The following is a 20,007-nucleotide window of genomic DNA, read 5'->3' as shown; positions in this document are numbered from 1 at the left end:
AGGAACTCGCGCATGCAGCCCATGAGCACGCCCCTCTCCCGGGCCAGTCAGAAAGAGGAGGCGTTGTGGCTGCTCGACAAGCTGGTCCCGGACAGCGGGGTGAACAACATCCCGGCCGCCATCCAGGTGGCGGGCCGGCTGCGGACCACGGCCCTGCGCGAGGCCGCCGCCCGGCTCCTGCGCAAGCACGAGGTGCTGCGCACCGTCTTCCATGACGAGGGCGCCGGGCTGCGCAAGGCGATCCTGGCCCCGGCGGACGCCACGGTCGACATCGAGGTGAGCCGGTCGACGGCGGACGGGCTGGCGGACGATCTCACCGCGCTCGCCGCCCGCCCGTTCAAGTTCAACGGCCGGCCCATGCTGCGGATCTGCCAGGTCGAGGCGCCCGAGGGCGATGTGCTCTGCGTCGTGGCCCACCACCTGGTGTTCGATGTGGCGTCCGCGCAGATCGTGATGGGTGAGCTGACCCGGCTCTACGACGCGGTCCTCGCCGGGAAGGATCTCTCCGGCGAGGCGATCGTGCCGGTCGCGGCGGTCGCCGCCGACGAACCCCGCCCGGAGAGCTTCCAGTTCTGGCGCGACCATCTGAGCGGCTTCGACGCCGGCGCGCTGGATCTGTGGATGGACCGGCAGGGGAGCGCGGAGACCACCTTGAAGGGGGCCACCGTCGCGCACGACCTCTCCGACGGGGCCCGGGACGTCGTCCGCCGGCTGCGCAGGGAACTGCGGGCCTCCGAACCCGTCATCCTGCTCGCCGCCTACTATCTGCTGCTCGCCCAGCACGGCGCCGGGCCGGACATCGTGATCGGCTCGCCCGCGGACATCCGCGGGCAGCAGGCCGCCGGCGCCATCGGCTACTACGTGAACATCCTGGCGCTGCGCGTCCGGACCGACCCGGCGCAGAGCTTCCGCGCCCTGGTGCGGCAGGCCCGGGACGTGTTCCTGGAGGCGGTCTCCCATGTCGATGTGCATGTGGACCTGCTGCTGCCGGAGATCCCGCGGGTCAACTCCGCATGGAGCACCACGCTGTTCCGGCATATGTTCAACTACCTGCCGGGCGGGCTCTCCGCGGAGACGACCATCGGCGGCCTTCCGGCGCGGGCCCTGATGGTCCGCAACGGCTACAGCCGGATGAACCTCGAATTCGACATCCTCTCGGAGCCGGACCGCATCACCGTCGAGGCGCTGTACGGGGTGGAGTCCCACCGCCGGGCCGATGTCGCACTCCTTCTCCAGCGCTATGACGCGCTGCTGGTCGCGGTCGGCGCCGAACCGGACCGGCCCGTCGGCGAACTGTCCTCCTGGTCGGAGCGGGACCGTACGGTCATCGCCGCGGCCAACCGCACCGCCACCGACGCACCGACCCCGTCCGTGCTGCGCACCGTCGCCGAACGGGCGGCCGCCGCCCCGGAGGCGGTCGCCGTCGCGCACGGCGACCGCAACGTGACCTACGCCGAGCTGTGGCAGGCGGCCGTGGACACCCGGGCGCTGCTGAGCGCCTCCGGGGTGGCCGAGGGCGATGTGGTCGCCGTGGCCGCTCGCCGTGGCCCCGAACTCGCCGCCGCGGCCCTGGGCGTGTGGCTGGCCGGCGGCGCCTACCTGCCGGTCGACCCCGACCATCCCGCGGACCGGATCGCCTACCAGCTCTCGGATTCCGGCGCCCGTGCCGTACTGGCCGGTGACACGGTCACCCTGCCCGACGGCACCCCCCGCCTGGACATGGCCGGTCTCCGCGCCGCGGAGGGCGGGCCCGCCGTCCTCCCGGCGGACCCCGACCCCGTCTCCTGCGCCTATCTCATCTACACCTCCGGTTCCACCGGCCGCCCCAAGGGCACCAAGGTCGCGCACGGCAACCTGGCCAATCTCGTCCAACACTTCCTCGACGAGCTCGCGCCCGGCCCCGGCGACACCACGCTCTGGATGACCACCTTCGCCTTCGACATCTCCGCGCTGGAGCTGTTCCTCCCGCTGGCCTCCGGCGGACGGCTGGCCGTCGCCCCCGACGAGGCCCGGGTGAACGGCGGCGTGCTCAGGGACCTGCTGATCCGGCACGACGTGGGCATCGTGCAGGCCACCCCCACTACCTGGCGGACGGTGCTCGATCAGGTGGGCGACCACCTGGCCGGCCGGCGGGTGCTGTGCGGCGGCGAGGCGCTCCCCGCCGACCTGGCGGCGCGACTGCTGGAGACCGCCGCTGAGGTCCGCAATGTCTACGGCCCCACCGAGACCACCATCTGGTCCACCGCGGGCCGGCTCGACGCCGGGGACGGGGCGGTGCACGCCGGCACCCCGCTGCGGAACACCACCGCCTTCGTCCTGGATCCGGCCGGCCGGGAACTCCCGCTCGGCGTGCACGGCGAACTGTGCCTCGCGGGCGCCGGAGTCGCGATCGGCTACCACGACCGCCCGGAACTCACCGCCGAACGGTTCGGCGAGCACCCCGAGTACGGGCGCTTCTACCGCACCGGGGACCTGGCCCGCTGGCGGGACAACGGAACACTGGAGGTGCTCGGCCGGGTGGACCGACAGATCAAACTCCGCGGCAACCGCCTGGAACTCGCGGAAATCGAGGCGGTGTTGCGGGAGTACCCCGAGGTGACGGACGCCGCCGTGGTCACCGTCGGCGATCTCAGCGCGGACGCCGTGCTGGTGGCCTTCGTGGTGGCCCACCCCGCCGAGGGCCTCGCCGAGCGGCTGTGGGAACACGCCAGGGCGAAGCTGCCCTCGTCCGCGGTGCCGCACGACTTCGTGCTCACCGATGAACTCCCCACCAACGCCAACGAGAAGGTGGACTACCCGCACCTCACCCGGCTGGCCATCGCCCGTCGCGCCGCGGCCGGCCATGGCGCGGCGGCGGAACACCACGAGGATGCCCTGGTCGACGCGCTGCTCACGCTGTTCCGTGAGCTGCTCGGCCGGGAGGACGTCACCGCCGACGCGAACTTCTTCGTCCTGGGCGGGCATTCCCTGCTCGCCGCCCTGCTGGTGCAGCGCATCCAGGAGTCCTTCGGAGCTGAGGTCCGCCTCGCCGAGTTCTTCGCCCTGCCCACCCCGCTGGGCCTCGCCGCGTTCCTGCGGTCCCACGGGGTGGATCCCGGTACCGACTGACCCCCAGGTACCCGCGCCAGCACGCACAAGAACGGCTGACCGAGGAGAGTTGAGACATGCCGGCGATGATCATGAACGGCCATTGCAAATCCTTCAACGGCGACGGGAAGCGGGATCTGCTCGTTCGCCACGACACCAACGGTGAACTGCTGGTCTTCCCGCACAGCGGAAAGTTCGACGGCACCCGCACCTTCCTCGACCCGGTGACGATCGGTACGGACTTCAGCTGGGAGAAGCACCTCATCATCCGGACCATCGACATCCGCGGCAACGGCCTGGCCAGTGTGCTCGCCGGCAGCGAGGAATCGGTCAACACCGAGCATCCGCACGGGGTCTACCTCTACGAGAACAAGGGCGGCCTCAACGGCCTCAACACCCTCAGCGAGCCGGTCCGGATGTCCGGCCGTCGCGACGACGGCCGTATCTGGGAGAGCATCGGCGTCGCCGACGTCAGCGGGGACGGCAAGGACGACACCTTCGGCCGGGAGAGCGAACTCGGCCATGTGGACTGGTTCCGCAACACCGGCGACGTGGTGGAGAACGACACCTTCGACAAGACGCCGCAGCGGCTGACCGTCACCGAGCCCACCGACTTCCCCTTCGGCATGGCCGATGTGACCGGCACCGGCCGGCTCGATCTGCTGATCCTGCGCGACAACGGCGATCTGTGCGTCTACGAATTCCCGCCCGGACCGGACGGCTTCCTCGGCGACGGAGCCGGCCAGGGCACCTGGTACACCGTCGGCAACCTCGGCGCGGACTGGAACCCGCTGGAGGACGCGCTGGCGGTGACCGATATCGACCTGGACGGCAAGCCCGATCTGCTCGTCCGGCAGCGCGACGGCGTTCTGGTGGCGTACGCGCACTCCGGCACGTTCGACCGGAAGAAGCCGATGAACACCTTCCACCCCCCGGTCGCCGTCCTCCAGGACTGCGCGGAGTACCACACGCTCACCTGATCCCCAGGCCCTTCGGTCGGAGTCCGCGTATGAATGCCCTCGACGAAAACCCCTCACTGATCCAGAAGTTGCACGGGATGTCCCGGCCCGAGCAGGACCGGGCGCTGCTGGATCTGGTGTGCCACCACGCCCTCGGGGCGCTGCGCCGCGTCCGGCCCGATGACGCACCGCGGACCCTGGCCCCGGACCGCCCCTTCACCGACCTCGGATTCGACTCGCTCACCGCGGCCGATCTGCATGTCCGGCTGGTGGGAGCCACCGGACTGCCGCTCCCGGTCACCGTGGCCTTCGACTATCCGACCCCGGTACGGCTGGCCCGGCAGCTGCGCGCCGGACTGTTCGGTGCGGACGGCGGGGACGACGGGGACGGCGCGGAAGCCACCTCCGCGCCCCCGGAGCAGGGTGTGGCCGACGACGCGGACCCGATCGCCATCGTCGGGATCGGCTGCCGCTTCCCCGGCGGGATCGGCAGCCCCGAACAGCTGTGGCGGCTGGTCGCCGAGGGCGGCGAGGTCGTCGCCGGGCTCCCCGAGGACCGCGGCTGGGATCCGGAGACCCTGTACGACCCGGACCCGGACGCCCCGGGCAAGACGTACGTCCGCCGCGGCGGATTCCTCCGCGACGCGGCGGAGTTCGATGCGGAGTTCTTCGGGATCGGCCCGCGTGAGGCGCAGGCGATGGACCCGCAGCAGCGGCTCGTCCTGGAGACCTCGTGGGAGGCGCTGGAGCGGGCCGGAATCGACCCGACCGCGCTGCGCGGCAGCCGCGCCGGGGTCTTCCTCGGGGCCGAGCCACAGGAGTACGGGCCCAGGCTGACCCGGGCCGGCGGGCTGGAGGGCTATCTTTCCACCGGCAACACCACCAGCGTCATCGCCGGCCGGGTCGCCTACGCCCTGGGCCTGGAAGGCCCCACGATGACGGTGGACACCGCCTGCTCGGGCTCCCTGGTCGCGCTGCATCTGGCCTGCCAGGCACTGCGGCAGGGGGAGTGCTCGGTGGCCCTGGCCGGCGGGGTGGCCGTCATGGCCGCGCCCGGCACCTTCCTGTCCTTCTCCCGGCAGCGCGGCCTCGCCCCGGACGGCCGGTGCAAGCCGTTCTCGGCCGACGCGGACGGCACCGGCTGGTCCGAGGGCGTCGGCGTACTGGTCGTGGAGCGGCTCTCCGACGCCCGCCGCGCCGGGCATCCTGTACTCGCCCTGGTCCGCGGCTCAGCGGTCAACTCCGACGGCGCCTCCAACGGCCTCACGGCGCCCAACGGCCCCTCCCAGCAGCGGGTGATCCGCCAGGCCCTGGACGCCGCCGGACTGGACCCGCACCAGGTCGACGCGGTGGAGGCGCACGGCACCGGCACCAGGCTCGGCGACCCGATCGAGGCCCAGTCCCTGATCGCCGCCTATGGCACCGGACGTACCGAACCGCTGTGGCTGGGGTCGGTCAAATCCAACCTGGGCCACACCCAAGCCGCCGCCGGTGCCGCCGGAATCATCAAAATGATCATGGCGATGCGGCAGGAACTGCTGCCGCGCACCCTGCATGTCACCGAGCCCACCCCGCATGTCGACTGGGCGCAGGGCACGGCCGCACTGCTCACCGAGGCCCGGCCCTGGCCGCGCACGGACCGGCCGCGCCGGGCCGGCATCTCCTCGTTCGGCTTCAGCGGCACCAACGCGCACGTCATCCTGGAACAGGCCCCGCCCGCCCCCGCACCGCCGCCCGCCACCGCACACCCCCCGGTCCTGGCGCTGCCGGTCTCCGCGCGCACTCCCGACGCCCTGCGGGCACAGGCCGCCCGGCTGAAGTCCTTCCTCGACGAGCACCCCGAGCCGGCCCTCGCCGACGTCGGCCGCGCGCTGGGCACCACCCGGGCACCGCTGGAACACCGTGCGGTGCTGCTCGCCGCCGACCGGGCGGAACTCACCCACCACCTGGACGCCCTGGCCGCCGGCACGCCGGGCGCCGGGGTCCGCCAAGGGCAGGCCGGGCCCGGCGCGGTCGCCGTGCTGTTCACCGGCCAGGGCGCCCAGCGGCTCGGGATGGGCCGCGAGCTGTACGCCGCCCACCCGGTGTTCGCCCGTGCCTGGGACGAGATCTGCGCCGAGCTCGACGTCCATCTCCCCGGCCCGTTGCGCGCCGTGGTGTGGGCGGAACCGGAGAGTCCCGAGGCCGCCCTGCTGAACGAGACGGTGTACGCCCAGTCGGCGCTGTTCGCCCTGGAGGCCGCGCTGTTCCGGCTGCTGGCGTCCTGGGGGCTGCGGCCGGACTTCCTGCTGGGCCACTCCCTCGGCGAGGTCACCGCCGCCTATGTGGCCGGGGTGTGGTCGCTGCCCGACGCGGCCGCCCTGGTCGCCGCCCGTGGCCGGCTGATGCAGGAGCTCCCGGCCGGTGGCGCGATGGTGTCCGTACGGGCCACCGAGGAGCAGGTCACCGCCGAACTCGGCCGATTCGAGGGGCGGGTGGGCCTCGCCGCGGTCAACGGGCCCGCCTCGGTGGTGCTCTCCGGGGACGAGGACGCCGTCACCGAGATCGCCGCCACCCTCGCCGCGCGCGGCCACAAGACCCAGCGCCTGCGGGTGAGCCACGCCTTCCACTCCCCGCGGATGCAGCCGATGCTGGACGGCTTCCGCTGGGTGACCCGGGTGATGTCCTACAAGCCGCCGAAGATTCCGGTGGTCTCCAACCTCACCGGCCGGATCGCCACCGGCGAGGAACTCTGCGCACCGGACTACTGGGTGGACCACGTACGCGGCGCCGTCCGCTTCGCCGACGGCATCCGCGCGCTGGCCGACACCGGGGTGCGCACCTTCCTGGAAGTGGGGCCGGACGCGGTGCTGTCCGCGATGGCACCGGACTGTGTGCCCGGCGAGGACCGGCCCGTGTTCCTGCCCACGCTCCGCCGCGACCGCGCGGAGACCCGCGAAGTCACCGGTGCCCTCGCCGGTGCCTGGGCGCACGGCGCGGAGGTGAACTGGGCCGCGTTCCACGGCGGTTCCGGCCACCCGGTGGACCTGCCCACCTATGCCTTCCAGCGGCGGCGGTTCTGGCTGGACGCCGGGGACCAGGAGCTGGACGCGGCCGCACTCGGCCAGGCCGACGCCGGACATCCGCTGCTCGGCGCGGTGATCGAGTCCGCACAGGACGACACCCGCCGCTACACCGGCCGTCTCTCGCTGCGCTCCCACCCCTGGCTGGCCGACCACGCCATCAACGGCGCCGTCCTCCTGCCGGGCACCGCCTTCGTCGACCTCGCCCTGCACGCCGGCGACCGCGCCGACTGCCCCGCCCTGGCCGAACTGACCCTGGAGAGCCCGCTGGTGCTGCCGGACACCGGTGCGGTACGGCTCCAGGTCGAGGTGGCCGCGCCGGACGAACACGGCGACCGCGGGGTCCTGGTGTCCTCCCGTGCCGAGGACGATCCGGCCGAGGTGCCCTGGACCCGGCACGCCACCGGCCGGCTCACCGCCACCGCCCCGGACCACGACGGCCCCGACCTGCGGGTCTGGCCGCCGGACGGGGCCGCACCGGTCGATCTCGGCGGGCTGTACGACGGGATGGCCCAGCGCGGCTACGACTACGGCCCGGAGTTCCAGGGCCTGCGCGCCGCCTGGCGCCGTGGCGCGGAGGTGTTCGCCGAGGTCGCCCTGCCCGAGGGGGCCGACAGCGCGGACTTCGCACTGTCCCCGGCGCTCCTCGACGCGGCCCTGCACGCCCTGGACCTGGGGGAGTTCCTGCCACGGGACGGACGGCCCTGGGTGCCGTTCGCCTGGTCCGGGGTGACCCTGCGGGCCGTCGGCGCGCCGGCGCTGCGGGTGCGGCTGTCCGCCGCGGGGGACCACGCGGTCGCCCTGGATCTCGCCGACTCGACGGGCGCCCCGGTCGCCTCGGTGCGCTCCCTGGTCTCCCGGCCGGTCGCCGCCGAACAGACCGCGGCGGCCCGGAAGGGCGTGGTGGCGCAGTCGCTGTTCCGGCCGGACTGGACCACGGTGGCCACCCCGGGCACACCGGCCGGCGACTGGGCGCTGCTGGGCGACGGCGACGGCCCCCTGGGCCGGGCGCTGCGCTCCGGCGGGGTCCGCCTGCGCTGTCACACCGAACTCTCCGCCATGGACGTACCGGACCTCCTGGTGGTCCCCTGCGCCCCCGCCGAGGGCGCGCCGCCCGAGGCCGCCCGCCGCACCGCACACCGCGTCCTCGCGCTGCTGCGGTCCTGGCTCGCCGACGAGCGGTTCGCCGGCTCCCGGCTCGCCCTGGTGACCGAGGGCGATGACTTCGCCGCCTCGGTGGTCTGGGGCCTGGTGCGCTCGGCGCAGGCCGAGCACCCGGACCGGATCACGGTGCTCGACGTGGATTCCTGGACGGCCTCCGGCCCGGCCGTGGCCGGTGCGCTGGCCACCCATGAGCCTCAACTGGCGCTGAAGGACGGCCAGTTGCGCCTGCCACGACTGGCGCGGGTCACCCCACCGGACGCCGGTGCGGACTGGGACCCGGACGGCACCGTGCTGATCACCGGCGGCACCGGCGGGCTCGGCGCGCTCGTCGCCCGGCACCTCGTCGGCGCGCACGGGGTGCGGCACCTGCTGCTGGTCAGCCGCCGGGGACCGGACGCACCGGGCGCGGCGGACCTGCGTACCGAGCTGACCGCGCTCGGCGCCACCGTGACCGTCGCCGCCTGCGATGTCTCCGACCGTGCGGCGCTGACCGGGCTGCTCGCCGGGGTCCCCGCCGCGCATCCGCTGCGCGCCGTGGTGCACGCCGCCGGGGTGCTCGACGACGGGGTGCTCACCTCGCTGACCCCGCAGCGCTTCGACGGCGTCTTCCGGCCCAAGGCGGACGCGGCCTGGCTGCTGCACGAACTGACCGCGGACCTGGAACTCACCCGGTTCGTGCTGTTCTCCTCCACCGCCACCCTGCTCGACGGGGCGGGGCAGGCGAACTACGCGGCCGCCAACCTGTTCCTCGAAGCGCTGGCCCGGCACCGTCGGGCCGCCGGCCGCCCGGCGACCGCGCTGGCCTGGACGCTGTGGGACGAGGCCGACGGGATGGCCGGCCGGCTCGGCGAGGCCGGCCTGCGCCGGGCCACCCGGTCCGGTTTCCCGCCGCTCGCCCCGGCCGAAGGTCTGGCACTGTTCGACGCCGCGCTCGCCACCGCGGAGACCACCCTGGTCCCGCTGCGGATCGACCAGGCCGTGCTGCGGGCCCGACCCGGCGGCGTCCCCGCGCTGCTGGCCGGGGTGGTCCGGGCGCCCTCCCGGCCTGCCGCCGACGCCCAGGCACCGGCTCCGGCCGCGGAATCCCTGGCCACCCGGCTGGCGGCGCTCTCCGCCGAGGAGCAGCGCCGCACCCTGCGGGACCTGGTCCGCGGGCAGGTCGCCGAGGTCCTCGGCTACGACCGCCCGGATGCGGTGGCCGGCGGACGGGGCTTCCTCGAACTCGGCCTGGATTCGCTCGCCGCGGTCGAACTGCGCAACCGGCTGACCGCCGCCGCCGGGGTGACCCTGTCCTCCACGCTGGTCTTCGACCACCCCACGCCGGAGGCGGTCGCGGAGCACTTGGCCGGTCGCCTCATCGAGAGCGAAGCGGACCGGACCGCCTCGGTGTTCGCCGGAATCCGCCGGCTGGAGGCGGAGCTGGCGGCCGTCGCCCCGGACGACGAGGAGTACGCCGGTGTCGCGGCCCGGCTGCGCGGACTGCTCACCACATGGACCGAAACGCATCGCCCCGAAGAGCGGCCGGACGAGCCCGCCCTGGGGGCCGCCACCGCCGAGGAACTCTTCGACATCCTCGACAGCGAACTGGAGGCCGGCCGGTAGCGACCAGATCCCCCGGCAGATCACCGACCCCGGCCCTCAGGGGCCGGTGATCTGCCGGGGGAGTGGCGACCAGCGCGGACCGGCTACTACCAGCGGACCGGCATCGCGTGCAGTCCGAAGACGAAGTTCTGGTATTTGAAGGGCAGTTCATCCATCGGCTTGTCGAGCCGCAGCTCGGGAATCCGCCGCAGCAGCGTGCCCAGACCGATCTCCAGCTCGGCGCGGGCCAGATTCTGCCCGATGCACTGGTGCACCCCATATCCGAAGGCGATGTGGTGCCGGGCCTTGCGGTGGATGTCGAACCTATCGGGGTCCGCGAACGCCCGCTCGTCCCGGTTGGCCGACGCGCTCAGCACGAAAATGCCCTCACCGGCCAGGATTTTCCGGCCGTCGATCTCGATGTCCTCAACGGCGACCCGGTCGAAGGCGGCCCAGTCCGACACCGAGTGGAACCGCAGCAGCTCATCGACCGCGCCGGGCAGCAGCGCGGGGTTCGCGCGGAGTTCGGCCAGCTGCCGCGGATGCTCCAGCAGAGTCAGCATGCCCAGCGGAAGCATGTTCGCGGTCGCCTCGTGTCCGGCGGTCAGCAGCAGGAACGCCATGCCCACCAGTGCCGCCCGGGTCAGCTCACCGCTGCCGACCTGTTCGTTGATCAGCCGGCCGATGAGGTTGTCGCCGGGTTCCCGCACGGCCGCCTTGACCAGCTCGTCGAGGAAGTCGATGAGCCCCTCCATCGCCGCCTTGAGCTGCTCGGGCTCGGCGTCCAGCTGGACCAGTGTCCGGGTCGCGGACTGGAAGTACTCGTGGTCCTCGTACGGCACGCCGAGTAACCGGCAGATGACCAGCGAGGAGAGCGGCAGCCCCAGATCCTCCACGAGGTCCGCCGGGGAGCCCTTCGCCAGCATGTCGTCGACCAGCCGGTCGGTGATGCGCTGGACCTCCGGCCGCAGCTCGTTCATCCGCCGCGCACCGAACTCGGAGATGAGCATGCGCCGGTAGTGACCGTGCCGGGGCGGATCCAGGTTGATGAACTGGCCCTCGTGGAACTGGGCGATCTCCGCCAGCTCGGTGAGCTGCTCGGCGGTGAGCGGTTCCGCGTCGTCCGTGCCCTCGTCGGCCGGCGGCTCCTGGGGCGGCCGGACGCTGGGGAAGCCCGGCCGGTTCGCATCCGAGCTGACCCGGGGATCGGTCAGCAGCTGCTGGGCCTCGGCATGCCGGGTCACCACCCACGCGGTACCGCCGTGCGGCAGCTGTACCCGCACCAGCGGGGAGTCCGCGCGCAGCCTTTCGTACTCCGGTGGCGGGGCGAAGGGGCAGCGCCGGGCCATGGGGAAGCGCAATTCCCGCACCGACCCGTTGCTGTCAATCTCCGTCATGGAATGCTCCCCTCAAGGTAATTGCCAAGTGACAGGCCAGGAACTTATTGGCGACAGGTAGCGGAGTCAAGATCCCAAAGTTTTTGCCAGGCATTTGTGAAGGTGTTCGCTATTGCCCGTCAGGCGTCCCGCGGCGCAGCTAAGGGCGGGCGAAGAAATGCCCTCGCATTACCCAAATCGGGCGCCAATTCGGCGGCGGATGAATATTCGGAGAATTGTCCGGCGCGCAGCATAAAACGCCTGCTCAACTCGCCGGGCCCGGGTGGAACGGTCCGGCGCTATGCGGTGAATCGTCCGGGCGTACGCGGCCGTGCCCCGACGCTGGGCGAAACGACCGCCCCGGGCACCTCCGGCGGCCCGCCAGACGGACGGGGGGGTAGAGCTACCTCCACCCTTTCTTGGGACCTAGCTGGGATGTCCGAGGGATCGTCTCCGGCCACCATGGGACATGTTGCAGAGCCTCGTGGGGAGAACGAACCGTGCACGACACCGATGTGACCAGGCCGCATACGCGCCACCGAGCCAAGGCCGGAAACTCTCACCTGGGGGAGACGTGAAGCACTCGGCCGAGTCGCACTCCTCGTCCGTGACCGACGCACCCGAGGAGGCCGCCAAGGACGAGCCGAAGAAGGTCCCGGAGAACTTCCAGGACCAGCTGGCCTACGCCTGGGAGTACATCGGCGGGGTCTACGGCACGATCCTGACCATCCTGCCGGTCATCACCTACATCGTGGTCAATGCGCTGACCAGCATGTGGCCGGCGATCTGGGCCTCCATCGGCACCGCGGTCCTGGTGGGCATCTTCCAGCTGCTGCGCAAGGAGAAGCTGGCCGCCGCGTTCGTCGGGCTCGGCACCGTCCTCATCACCTCCGGCGTCGCCGTGTTCGTCGGCGAGGCCAAGGGCTACTACCTGCTGGGCAACTGGATCACCGTCGGCATCGGGAGCATTCTGCTGCTGTCCGTCCTGGTGCGCCGGCCCCTGATCGGCCAGGTCTGGTCGGCGGCCAACCTCCAGGGCACGTTCTGGCGCAAGGACCGCAAGTCGCTGTTCTACTACGACCTGGCGACGCTGCTCTGGTCGTTCCTGAGCTTCTCCCGCTTCGCGGTGGAGCGGTGGCTCTACAACATGGACGAGACCACCTGGCTCGGCATCGCACGGCTCGTCATGGGCTGGCCGCTGACCTTCTTCGCCGTCATGACGAGTATTTGGGCGGTCCGCAAGGTGGACGGGCGGCGCAAACTCCACGACCCGAATTACAAGGATCCCAAGCAGCAGGAGGAATCCGAGGAGAGCGGCCCGGCGGATACGGAGACCACCAAAAGCCGCGGAAAATAGCGACGCCGAGCCCATGCAGCACAGTGGGCGAGGCGACCCTCCGGTGAATGCCCCTCCCCCGTGTCGGTGACGGTTCGCGAACGTCGCTGCCAGGGGTATGACACCGCCACGATTTCCGGTCCGTTGTCGCGGACCGGAAATCGTGGTTTCTGCGCCCGTCCCGTAGGGGCGTCCACGGAGGGTTAGGGGTTGCCGACGGCACGGCCGGCAAGCACTGTCGTGCGAGGGGTTTCACCCGTACGGAAATCTGAGGGGACGCACACGTGAACGCGCACGCCGATGAGGATCTGTGGATCCGACGGTTCCATCCCGCGCCGGAGGCGGCGACCAGGCTGGTCTGCCTGCCCCACGCCGGCGGCTCGGCCAGTTTCTATTTCCCGGTGTCCAGGGCGCTCGCCCCGGCGATCGATGTGCTGGCAGTGCAGTACCCCGGCCGTCAGGACCGCCGGACCGAGCCCTGCCTGGACAACATCGCGGACCTCGCCGACGAGGTGACCGAGCGGCTGCTGCCCTGGACCGACCGGCCGCTGGCCATCTTCGGACACAGCATGGGAGCCACCCTCGCCTTCGAGGTGGCGCTCCGTCTCGAACAGCGCGACATCACCCTCCAGGCGCTGTTCGCCTCCGGCCGCCGGGCACCGTCCCGGCACCGCGAGGAGACGGCGCACCAGTACGACGACGCCGCACTGGTCCGGGAGATCAAGGCGCTCAACGGCACCGAGTCCCAGACGCTGGACGACGAGGAGATGCTCCGCGCGGTGCTGCCCGCGATCCGCAGCGACTACCGGGCCGCGGAGACCTACCGCTATCAGCCGGGGCCGCCGCTCAACTGCCCCGTCTACGCCATGATCGGGGAAAGCGACCCGAAGGTGAGCGTCGATGAGGCCCGTTCCTGGGCCGACCACACCGTGGGCCGCTTCGAGTTGCAGACCTACCCCGGCGGGCACTTCTACCTGAACGCCCAGGCACCCCGCATCATCGACGCCATCTCCCAGGCGGTGTCGGCGACTTCCGGGACCGTCTGACCGCAGAGATATGACGAGGGCCTGCACCGCCCGGTGCAGGCCCTGCGCACGCGGCCCGAAGAACCCGCACGCTCACTCCGGGAGCCGCACCGGCGCGATCTCGTGGAAGACATCGCCGGGGCCGGGGTTCTCCGGATCCGTGCTGCCGCCGAGGTGGTTGACCACGCCCCAGACCGCGTTCAGCGCCGTGGTCACGGCACCCTCGGCGAACCCGCCGGTCCAGGAGATGTCGTCCCCGCACAGGAAGAAGCCGCGATGCCGCGGAGCGAGCTCGTGCTGCATGAAGTGGCTGAACAGCCGGCGCTGGTAGCGGTAGTGACCGGGCAGGTTGGCCTTGAAGGCACCCATGAACCGCGGCTCGGTCTCCCAGGTGATCGCCAGCGGTGCGCTGATGACGTGCGAGCGGATGTCCACCCCGGGATAGATCTCGCCCAGTTTGGTCAGCAGCAGCTCCAGCCGCTGCTCCGCCGACAAGGTGGCGAACTTCAGCGAGTCATCGTTCCAGGTGTAGGACAGGCACATCACACCCGGCCGGTCCGGGCCCGAGTCGAAGAGGTAGACACTGCGCGGCATCCGGTCCGTGAGGGTCATACCCATCGCCATCCGGCCGGTGTCCGGATCGGTGTCCAGCCAGAACGGCCGGTCCGTCAGCACGAACACCTTGGAGGAACCCATGTAGTGGGTGCGCTCGACGGCGCTCCACAGGCCGGCCGGGAGCAGCTCCGGATCGCTGTCCACATGATTGAGCAGGGCCCAGACGTGCGGGCTGAACACCACGGCCGGATACCGGTCCCGGCGCCCGTCGGCGTCCGTCACCGTATAGCCCTCGGCATCGCGCCGGATGCCCACGGCCGCGGGCCGCGGCGCGCCCCCGTGCAGACCGGCCAGCGAGGTGCCGGCCGGCCAGTGCGCGAGCCGGTCGGGCCGAAGCGTCCACAGCCCACGGGGCACTTGCTGGGCGCCGCCCTCGATCGTCATCTGGTCGTCGTCCGCCGCGGTGCACACGACACGGAGGATCTCGATGATGGAATTCGGGAAGTCCGTGTCCCAGCCACCGGTACCGAATCCGACCTGCCCGAAGATCTCCCGGTGCCGGAAGGACGCGAAGGCCGGACTGGTGGCGAGAAAACCATAGAAGGACTGGTCGTCGTACTCCTTGACCAGCTGATTCCAAATCGCCTTCAGTACGGGTATATCGCGGCGGCGGATCGCGTCCTGCAAGCTGGAGAGTTCGGCGCGGTCCTGCAACGCCTTGGCCCAGGCATCGGCCACTTCCTGGAACTCCGAGGGCAGATCGGCCGCCGACCGCGCACGATGCGTGCGTCCCTCCAGGTTCACCAGAGTGGCAGGGGTGCAGGACGCCAGCGGATTGGGGAACGGCGAGGTACGCAGCCCGAGTGCGTCGATGTAATGGAACAGCGTGGTCGCCGACAGCGGAAAGCGCATCGCGCCCATCTCGGCCCGTAACGCGGGATATTCCGGGAACGGCACCGAGCGCATCCGCCCGCCCAGCTGCTCGGCCTCGTACACCACCGGCCGCAGCCCGAGCCGCATCAGCTCATAGGCCGCCGTCATCCCGGACATCCCGCCGCCGATCACCGCCACCGGAGTGCCGTGCCGGTGCCGGGGTACGGTGCCGAGCCCGGCCGGATGTCGCAGCCAGTCGTCATAGGCGAAAGGGAAATCCGGCACGAACATGGTCACTCGTTCCGAACTGGCCAAGGTCATGAGGCAACCTCTCGATCGGTCGCGGTCGGAGCGGATCCCGATACCACTCGGGTCGGCGTTCCCGCAAAGAAGAGAGCCGGCACGCGCCGTACGAAGTTCCCCGTGGGCCACCGGTATTCCCCGGTGGGAACCTAATTTCCGCGCATAACGCGCGGCAACCCCTACCGACCCCGGCTTCGCAAACCCGGACCCACGGACCCGCGCGCACCCCCTGAAGGCGATTCAGGGGTATCTGCCTCCCGCGTCCGGAGCGTATTTTGCCCGCCGCCGGGATTACGGTCCGGCGGCCATATGGGGCGGCATCCTGGAGAGGGAAGTGCCCCCTCTATAGACTCGTCGGGTGAGCAGCGAAACCGAGGTGCCGCGTCCGGAACAGCTGGACGAGGACGATCTGCTGCTGGCCAACGCCCTCCAGACCGCGCCCCGCGCGACATGGAGCGAACTGGCAAAGGTACTCGGCCAGGACGCGGTGACACTGGCCCGCCGATGGGAGCGCCTCAGCAGCAAGGGCCTGGCCTGGGTCACCCCCGCGCTGGGCCCCGGTCTCCTCAACCGGACCTGCCGGGCCTTCGTCGAGATCCACTGCGAGCCGGGCAGCGCCGCTCAGGTATCGGCCGCGCTGTCCCGCCGGCCCCACCTGCTCACCCTCCAGCATGTCGCCGGCACCTACGACCTGTTCGCGATCGCCTTCACCCCGGACTTCGCCTCGATGTCCGACTACCTCCTCACCAGCCTGCCCCAGCAGGAGGGCGTCGTCCGGGTCCGTTCCCACCTGGTGACCCGCAACTTCCACACCGGATCACAGTGGCGCCTGGGCGTGCTGAACCGGCGCCAGGAGCGGACCCTGCTCCGCACCGGGCCGGAAGCGCAGGGCGCCGAGGCCACGGCGTACAGCACCTGGGAACGCGAACTGATCGTCGCGCTGAGCAAAGACGGCCGGCGCCGCTATATCGATATCGCCGCGGAGCTGGATGTCACACCCCGGACCGTGCAGCGCCGGCTGAACCGGCTGCTGGGCAACCGCGACCTGCTGCTGCGCTGCGATGTCGCCCGGCCCCTCGCGGGCTGGCCGACCGGCGCCCTGCTGTGGCTCAACGTCCCGGACGAGCGGCTGGAGGAGGCCGGCCGTACGCTCGGTGCCTTCCCGGAGACCCGCAGCTGCGCGGCGCTGTCCGGCGTGAACAACCTGCTGGTCACCGTCACCCTGCACTCGGTGGACGCGCTCCACGACTGGGCGGTGCAGCTGCGCCAGGCGCTGCCCTACGCGGAGATCGCGGACCGTTCCGTGGTGCTGCGCCAGGACAAGCTGTGCGGTCATCTGCTGGATGTGTGGGGACGAAGCCGTGGCGTCGTCCCCCTCGACATCTGGCGGCCGAGCGGCCTCAGCCGGTGACGCGGGCGCCGTCCGTACTGGCGCCGATGATGCGGGCGCCGCTGTCCGTACCGCCGCCGGTGACGCGGGCACCGTCCGAACCGGCGCCGGTGACCGGGAGCGCGACGGCCGGCCGCCGCAGCCCCGCACCGAGCGTCCGCTCGATCTGCCGGGCCAGCCGCAGTACGCCGAGATCGTCGCCGCTGCGCCCGACGATCTGCACCCCGACCGGCAGCCCGTCCGCAGTGAAGCCGGCCGGCACCGACAGGGCGGGCACCCCGAGCACGGTGAACCAGTACATGGAGCGCATGCAGTCGAGATAGTTCTCGCTCCTGGTGTGGCCGATGCGCTCCGGCCACAGCTGCTCCGCGCTCCACGGCAGCACCTGGGTCGTGACCGTCACCAGATAGCGGTACTCGCGGGTGAATTCCACGAACCGCTGGAAGAGCAGCCCGCGCAGCTTGTGCGCGCGCATCAGACCGGCCGAGGTCGTCGCCAGCCCGTTCTCGATGTCCTGGCGGACCCTGATCCCGAACACCTCGGGGTTCGCGGCGTACCGGTCACCGTAGTTGAGCGCCCGGTACCAGCCGCGCAGGGTGCGGAACGCCTCGTCGGCGCCGGTCATGTCCGGAGCCGCGACGCCGACCTTGCGGGAAATCCCGGCCAGGGCCCCGGGCACCGGGTCCATCGCGGTGCGTACGGCGTCGTCGACCGCCAGCTGACCGCCGAGGTCCGGACTCCACGCCACCGGTACGTCCGAGAAGTCGCCCTCCAGACCGGCATGGAACCGGGACGGATCGCCCAGGCCCCAGGGAGACCTCGGATCGGCCCGGGTCAGCACCGCCATCTGGAGCGCGACATCGTCGACGGTGCGGCCGAGCGGTCCCTGGATGCTCAGCGGCGCGAACGGATCCTTGGCCGGCCACATCGGAACCGAGCCCACCGAGGGCCGCAGCCCCACCACATTGCAGAAGGTCGCCGGGTTGCGCAGCGAACCGCCGGTGTCGCCGCCGTCGGCGAGGGCCACCATGCCCGTCGCGACGGCGGCCGCCGCACCCCCGCTGCTGCCACCGGCCGTCAGGCTCAGGTCGTACGGGTTGCGGGTGGGGCCGAACAGCTCGTTGGTGCTCTGGATGCCCGCACCGAACTCGGGCACATTGGTCTTGCCCACCGTGACGGCACCCGCGTGCACCAACTGCTCCACGACCAGCGCGTCATGGTCCGGCACATGGTCGGCGTAGAGCGGGGAACCGTAGGTCGTCCGGATGCCCTTGGTCGGGGCGAGGTCCTTGTGCGCGACCGGGAGGCCGTGCAGCGGACCCAGCAGTTCGCCCCGTGCGGCGGCGGCATCGGCGCGGGCGGCGAGCTCCCGGGCGCGGTCCTCGGCGAGCGTGATGATCGCGTTGACCTTCGGGTTCACCGCGTCGATCTGGGCGAGGTGCGCATCGAGGATCTCGCGCGCCGACACCTCACGGCGCCGCTGGAGCTCCACCAGTTCCCGGGCCGGCAGCCACAGGAGATCGTTCTCGGTCACAAGATCAGCAGTCCTTGTCTCGTCTTCTCGGTTGTCGGGGAATGCGCTCACGGCAGATGGATGGGGGCACCGGGGCCCAGCGGCAGGCCGAGGAAGTAGAAGCCGGTGAGGATGACGGTCCAGACCGTCGCGAAGGAGAGGGCGAACGGCACCAGCCGGGAGATGACCGTGCCGAGTCTCAGCTCGGGCTGGTACTTCTGCGCCGAGACCAGCGCGAAGTACAGGAACACCTGCATCGGCGTGATCGCCCCGGTCACGGAATCGCCGATCCGGAACGCCGCGTGCACGGCGGCGGGCGACAGGCCCAGCAGCATCCCGGCCGGCACCATGACGGTGCCCAGGATCGACCACAGGGCGGAGCCCGAGGTGATCAGCAGATTCAGCAGCGAGGTCACCAGGACGACCGCGAGCAGAATCCCGAATCCGCCGAGCCCGACGGACTTCGCCCCGTCCGCGAGGCCGATGGCGAACAGCTTGCCCAAGTTGCTCCACGTCAGCAGATTGATGGTCTGCGCGATCGCGAAGACGAGCACCACGAACCCGGACATGTCCCGCACCGCGCCGACGAGGTGCGGGTAAACGGCACGCGCCTCCCTACCGACCCCACCGCAGCGGGCGTAGACGATGCCGAAGAGGAAGAACAGCCCGGACAGTACGAGGGCGAGGCTGTCGACGAAGGGGGAGGGCGCCAGCACCCCGTCCTCCCCGCGCAGCGGGCTGCCCGGCAGCAGCCACGCGGTGACCATCGCCGCGGCGGCCATCAGCGTCACCCCACCGCTGATCAGCAGCGCCCGGCGCTGCGCCGGGGTCGCCAAGGTCTCGGCCGCCCCAGTCTCCGCACCGCCGGAACGCGCCGGGTCGTGCCGCGGGTCCCAGGGCGCCAGCCGGGGTTCGAGCACCCGGTCGATGAGGAAACCGCCGACCAGCGGCAGCAGGAGTCCGGCCGTTGCGGTGAAGAACCAGTTCATGGCGATATGGACGTGGTAACCGTCGATGCCCGGCAGCAGCTCCGCCGCGCTCTTCGTGATACCGGTCGTGGTCACATCGAGAGTGCCGAGCAGAATCCCGCCGTCGTAGCCGCTCCCCACGCACACAAAGGCACCGAGCAGACCCGCCACCGGGTTCCGCCCCACCGCCTTGAAGACGATCGCGGCCAACGACGGCAGCAGGATGTAGGCCGAATCGGCCAGTACGTGCCCCTGACAGGCGACGAACGCGACCAGGTAGGGAACCCAGCGCCGCGACACCCGCAGGAACGCGATCCGCATCAGACATTCCAAGGCCCCGGTGCCCTGCGCGACCCCTATGCCCATCGCGATGACCAGCACCGGCCCGAGCGCGGGAAAGGCCATGAAGGAGTCGATGGCGGTGCCGAGAAGATGGCTGAGCCCCTCCGGCGTCAGCGCACCGAGCACCGGAGCCGGGCTTTTCTCCCCCGGCACCTGAACCGCCACATCGAAGGCGGCGACCACCGTCGACACCACAGCCACCAGCCCGAAGATCCCGGCGAAGAGCGCAAACGGATGGGGCAGCCGGTTCACCACTCGCTCCACCCGCCCCAGCAGTCCGTCCATCGGAATCGGGTCCCGTTCCAGTGCCTTCATTGCTGCTGCCTCTCGTCCCGGAGCGTGCCAGCGGTGTGCGTGCCGGCCACTATCGGGCGGGCGGCGCAAGGCTCGGGAGAGGTGAAGGGGAATGTCTATCGCGAGCTCGATATTGCAGAAAAACGGCCATCGGGCTGTCGGTCATCGGCTATCGGTCA

Annotated in this window: 9 protein-coding genes and 1 pseudogene; 6 read left to right on the top strand and 4 right to left on the bottom strand. The window is 71.3% G+C overall.

Annotated features, from left to right (window positions below; translation table 11 throughout):
• The first annotated feature begins 12 nt into the window (after positions 1-12).
• From ACFWJW_RS11505 to ACFWJW_RS11495, 3 genes and pseudogenes are all read left to right on the top strand, one after another.
• On the top strand, positions 13-3,108 hold the full coding sequence (locus tag ACFWJW_RS11505; protein WP_387238159.1) for an amino acid adenylation domain-containing protein: 3,096 nt from the start codon (positions 13-15) through the stop codon (positions 3,106-3,108).
• 56 nt (positions 3,109-3,164) lie between these two features.
• Complete coding sequence (locus ACFWJW_RS11500) at positions 3,165-4,067, top strand: FG-GAP repeat domain-containing protein (RefSeq protein ID WP_387238156.1); 903 nt, start codon at positions 3,165-3,167, stop codon at positions 4,065-4,067.
• 29 nt (positions 4,068-4,096) lie between these two features.
• Positions 4,097-9,874: pseudogene (locus tag ACFWJW_RS11495) on the top strand (type I polyketide synthase); the annotation flags it as partial.
• Between the two features lie 86 nt (positions 9,875-9,960).
• On the opposite strand, the gene ACFWJW_RS11490 reads toward ACFWJW_RS11495, so the two are convergent.
• Positions 9,961-11,250 (bottom strand): cytochrome P450, encoded by a 1,290-nt coding sequence (locus ACFWJW_RS11490; RefSeq protein ID WP_387238153.1) that lies wholly within the window; start codon positions 11,248-11,250, stop codon positions 9,961-9,963.
• A gap of 553 nt (positions 11,251-11,803) precedes the next feature.
• Between ACFWJW_RS11490 and ACFWJW_RS11485 the strand changes: the two genes are divergently transcribed.
• Positions 11,804-12,586: a DUF3159 domain-containing protein gene (locus ACFWJW_RS11485; protein WP_387238151.1), complete on the top strand. Its 783-nt coding sequence runs from the start codon at positions 11,804-11,806 to the stop codon at positions 12,584-12,586.
• 263 nt (positions 12,587-12,849) lie between these two features.
• On the top strand, positions 12,850-13,611 hold the full coding sequence (locus tag ACFWJW_RS11480; protein WP_387238148.1) for a thioesterase II family protein: 762 nt from the start codon (positions 12,850-12,852) through the stop codon (positions 13,609-13,611).
• Positions 13,612-13,683: 72 nt separating this feature from the next.
• Here ACFWJW_RS11480 and ACFWJW_RS11475 read toward each other — a convergent pair whose 3' ends face one another.
• Positions 13,684-15,309, bottom strand: coding sequence for a flavin monoamine oxidase family protein (locus tag ACFWJW_RS11475; protein WP_387238145.1), 1,626 nt, complete (start codon positions 15,307-15,309; stop codon positions 13,684-13,686).
• A gap of 370 nt (positions 15,310-15,679) precedes the next feature.
• On the opposite strand from ACFWJW_RS11475, the gene ACFWJW_RS11470 reads away from it, so the two are divergent.
• Positions 15,680-16,732, top strand: a complete 1,053-nt coding sequence (locus tag ACFWJW_RS11470) for an Lrp/AsnC family transcriptional regulator (protein ID WP_387238142.1) — start codon at positions 15,680-15,682, stop codon at positions 16,730-16,732.
• On the opposite strand, the gene ACFWJW_RS11465 is transcribed toward ACFWJW_RS11470, so the two are convergent.
• Together ACFWJW_RS11465 and ACFWJW_RS11460 are read right to left on the bottom strand one after the other, a co-directional pair.
• Complete coding sequence (locus ACFWJW_RS11465; RefSeq protein WP_387238140.1) at positions 16,722-18,245, bottom strand: amidase family protein; 1,524 nt, start codon at positions 18,243-18,245, stop codon at positions 16,722-16,724. The two genes, ACFWJW_RS11470 and ACFWJW_RS11465, sit on opposite strands and share 11 nt — an antisense overlap.
• 47 nt (positions 18,246-18,292) lie before the next feature.
• On the bottom strand, positions 18,293-19,849 hold the full coding sequence (locus ACFWJW_RS11460; RefSeq protein WP_387238137.1) for an AbgT family transporter: 1,557 nt from the start codon (positions 19,847-19,849) through the stop codon (positions 18,293-18,295).
• Positions 19,850-20,007 lie beyond the last annotated feature (158 nt).

It is taken from the genome of Streptomyces sp. NPDC127097 (assembly GCF_042724075.1).
Taxonomy (GTDB): Bacteria; Actinomycetota; Actinomycetes; order Streptomycetales; family Streptomycetaceae; genus Streptomyces.
Note: the sequence above shows the minus strand (reverse complement) of the source record. Positions and strands in the feature narration are given on the sequence as shown.

Coding starts and splice junctions, on each gene's coding strand:
- ACFWJW_RS11500 (WP_387238156.1), top strand. CDS start 3,165: ATGCCGGCGATGATCATGAACGGCCATTGCAAATCCTTCAACGGCGAC.
- ACFWJW_RS11505 (WP_387238159.1), top strand. CDS start 13: ATGCAGCCCATGAGCACGCCCCTCTCCCGGGCCAGTCAGAAAGAGGAG.
- ACFWJW_RS11475 (WP_387238145.1), bottom strand. CDS start 15,309: ATGTTCGTGCCGGATTTCCCTTTCGCCTATGACGACTGGCTGCGACAT.
- ACFWJW_RS11490 (WP_387238153.1), bottom strand. CDS start 11,250: ATGACGGAGATTGACAGCAACGGGTCGGTGCGGGAATTGCGCTTCCCC.
- ACFWJW_RS11460 (WP_387238137.1), bottom strand. CDS start 19,849: ATGAAGGCACTGGAACGGGACCCGATTCCGATGGACGGACTGCTGGGG.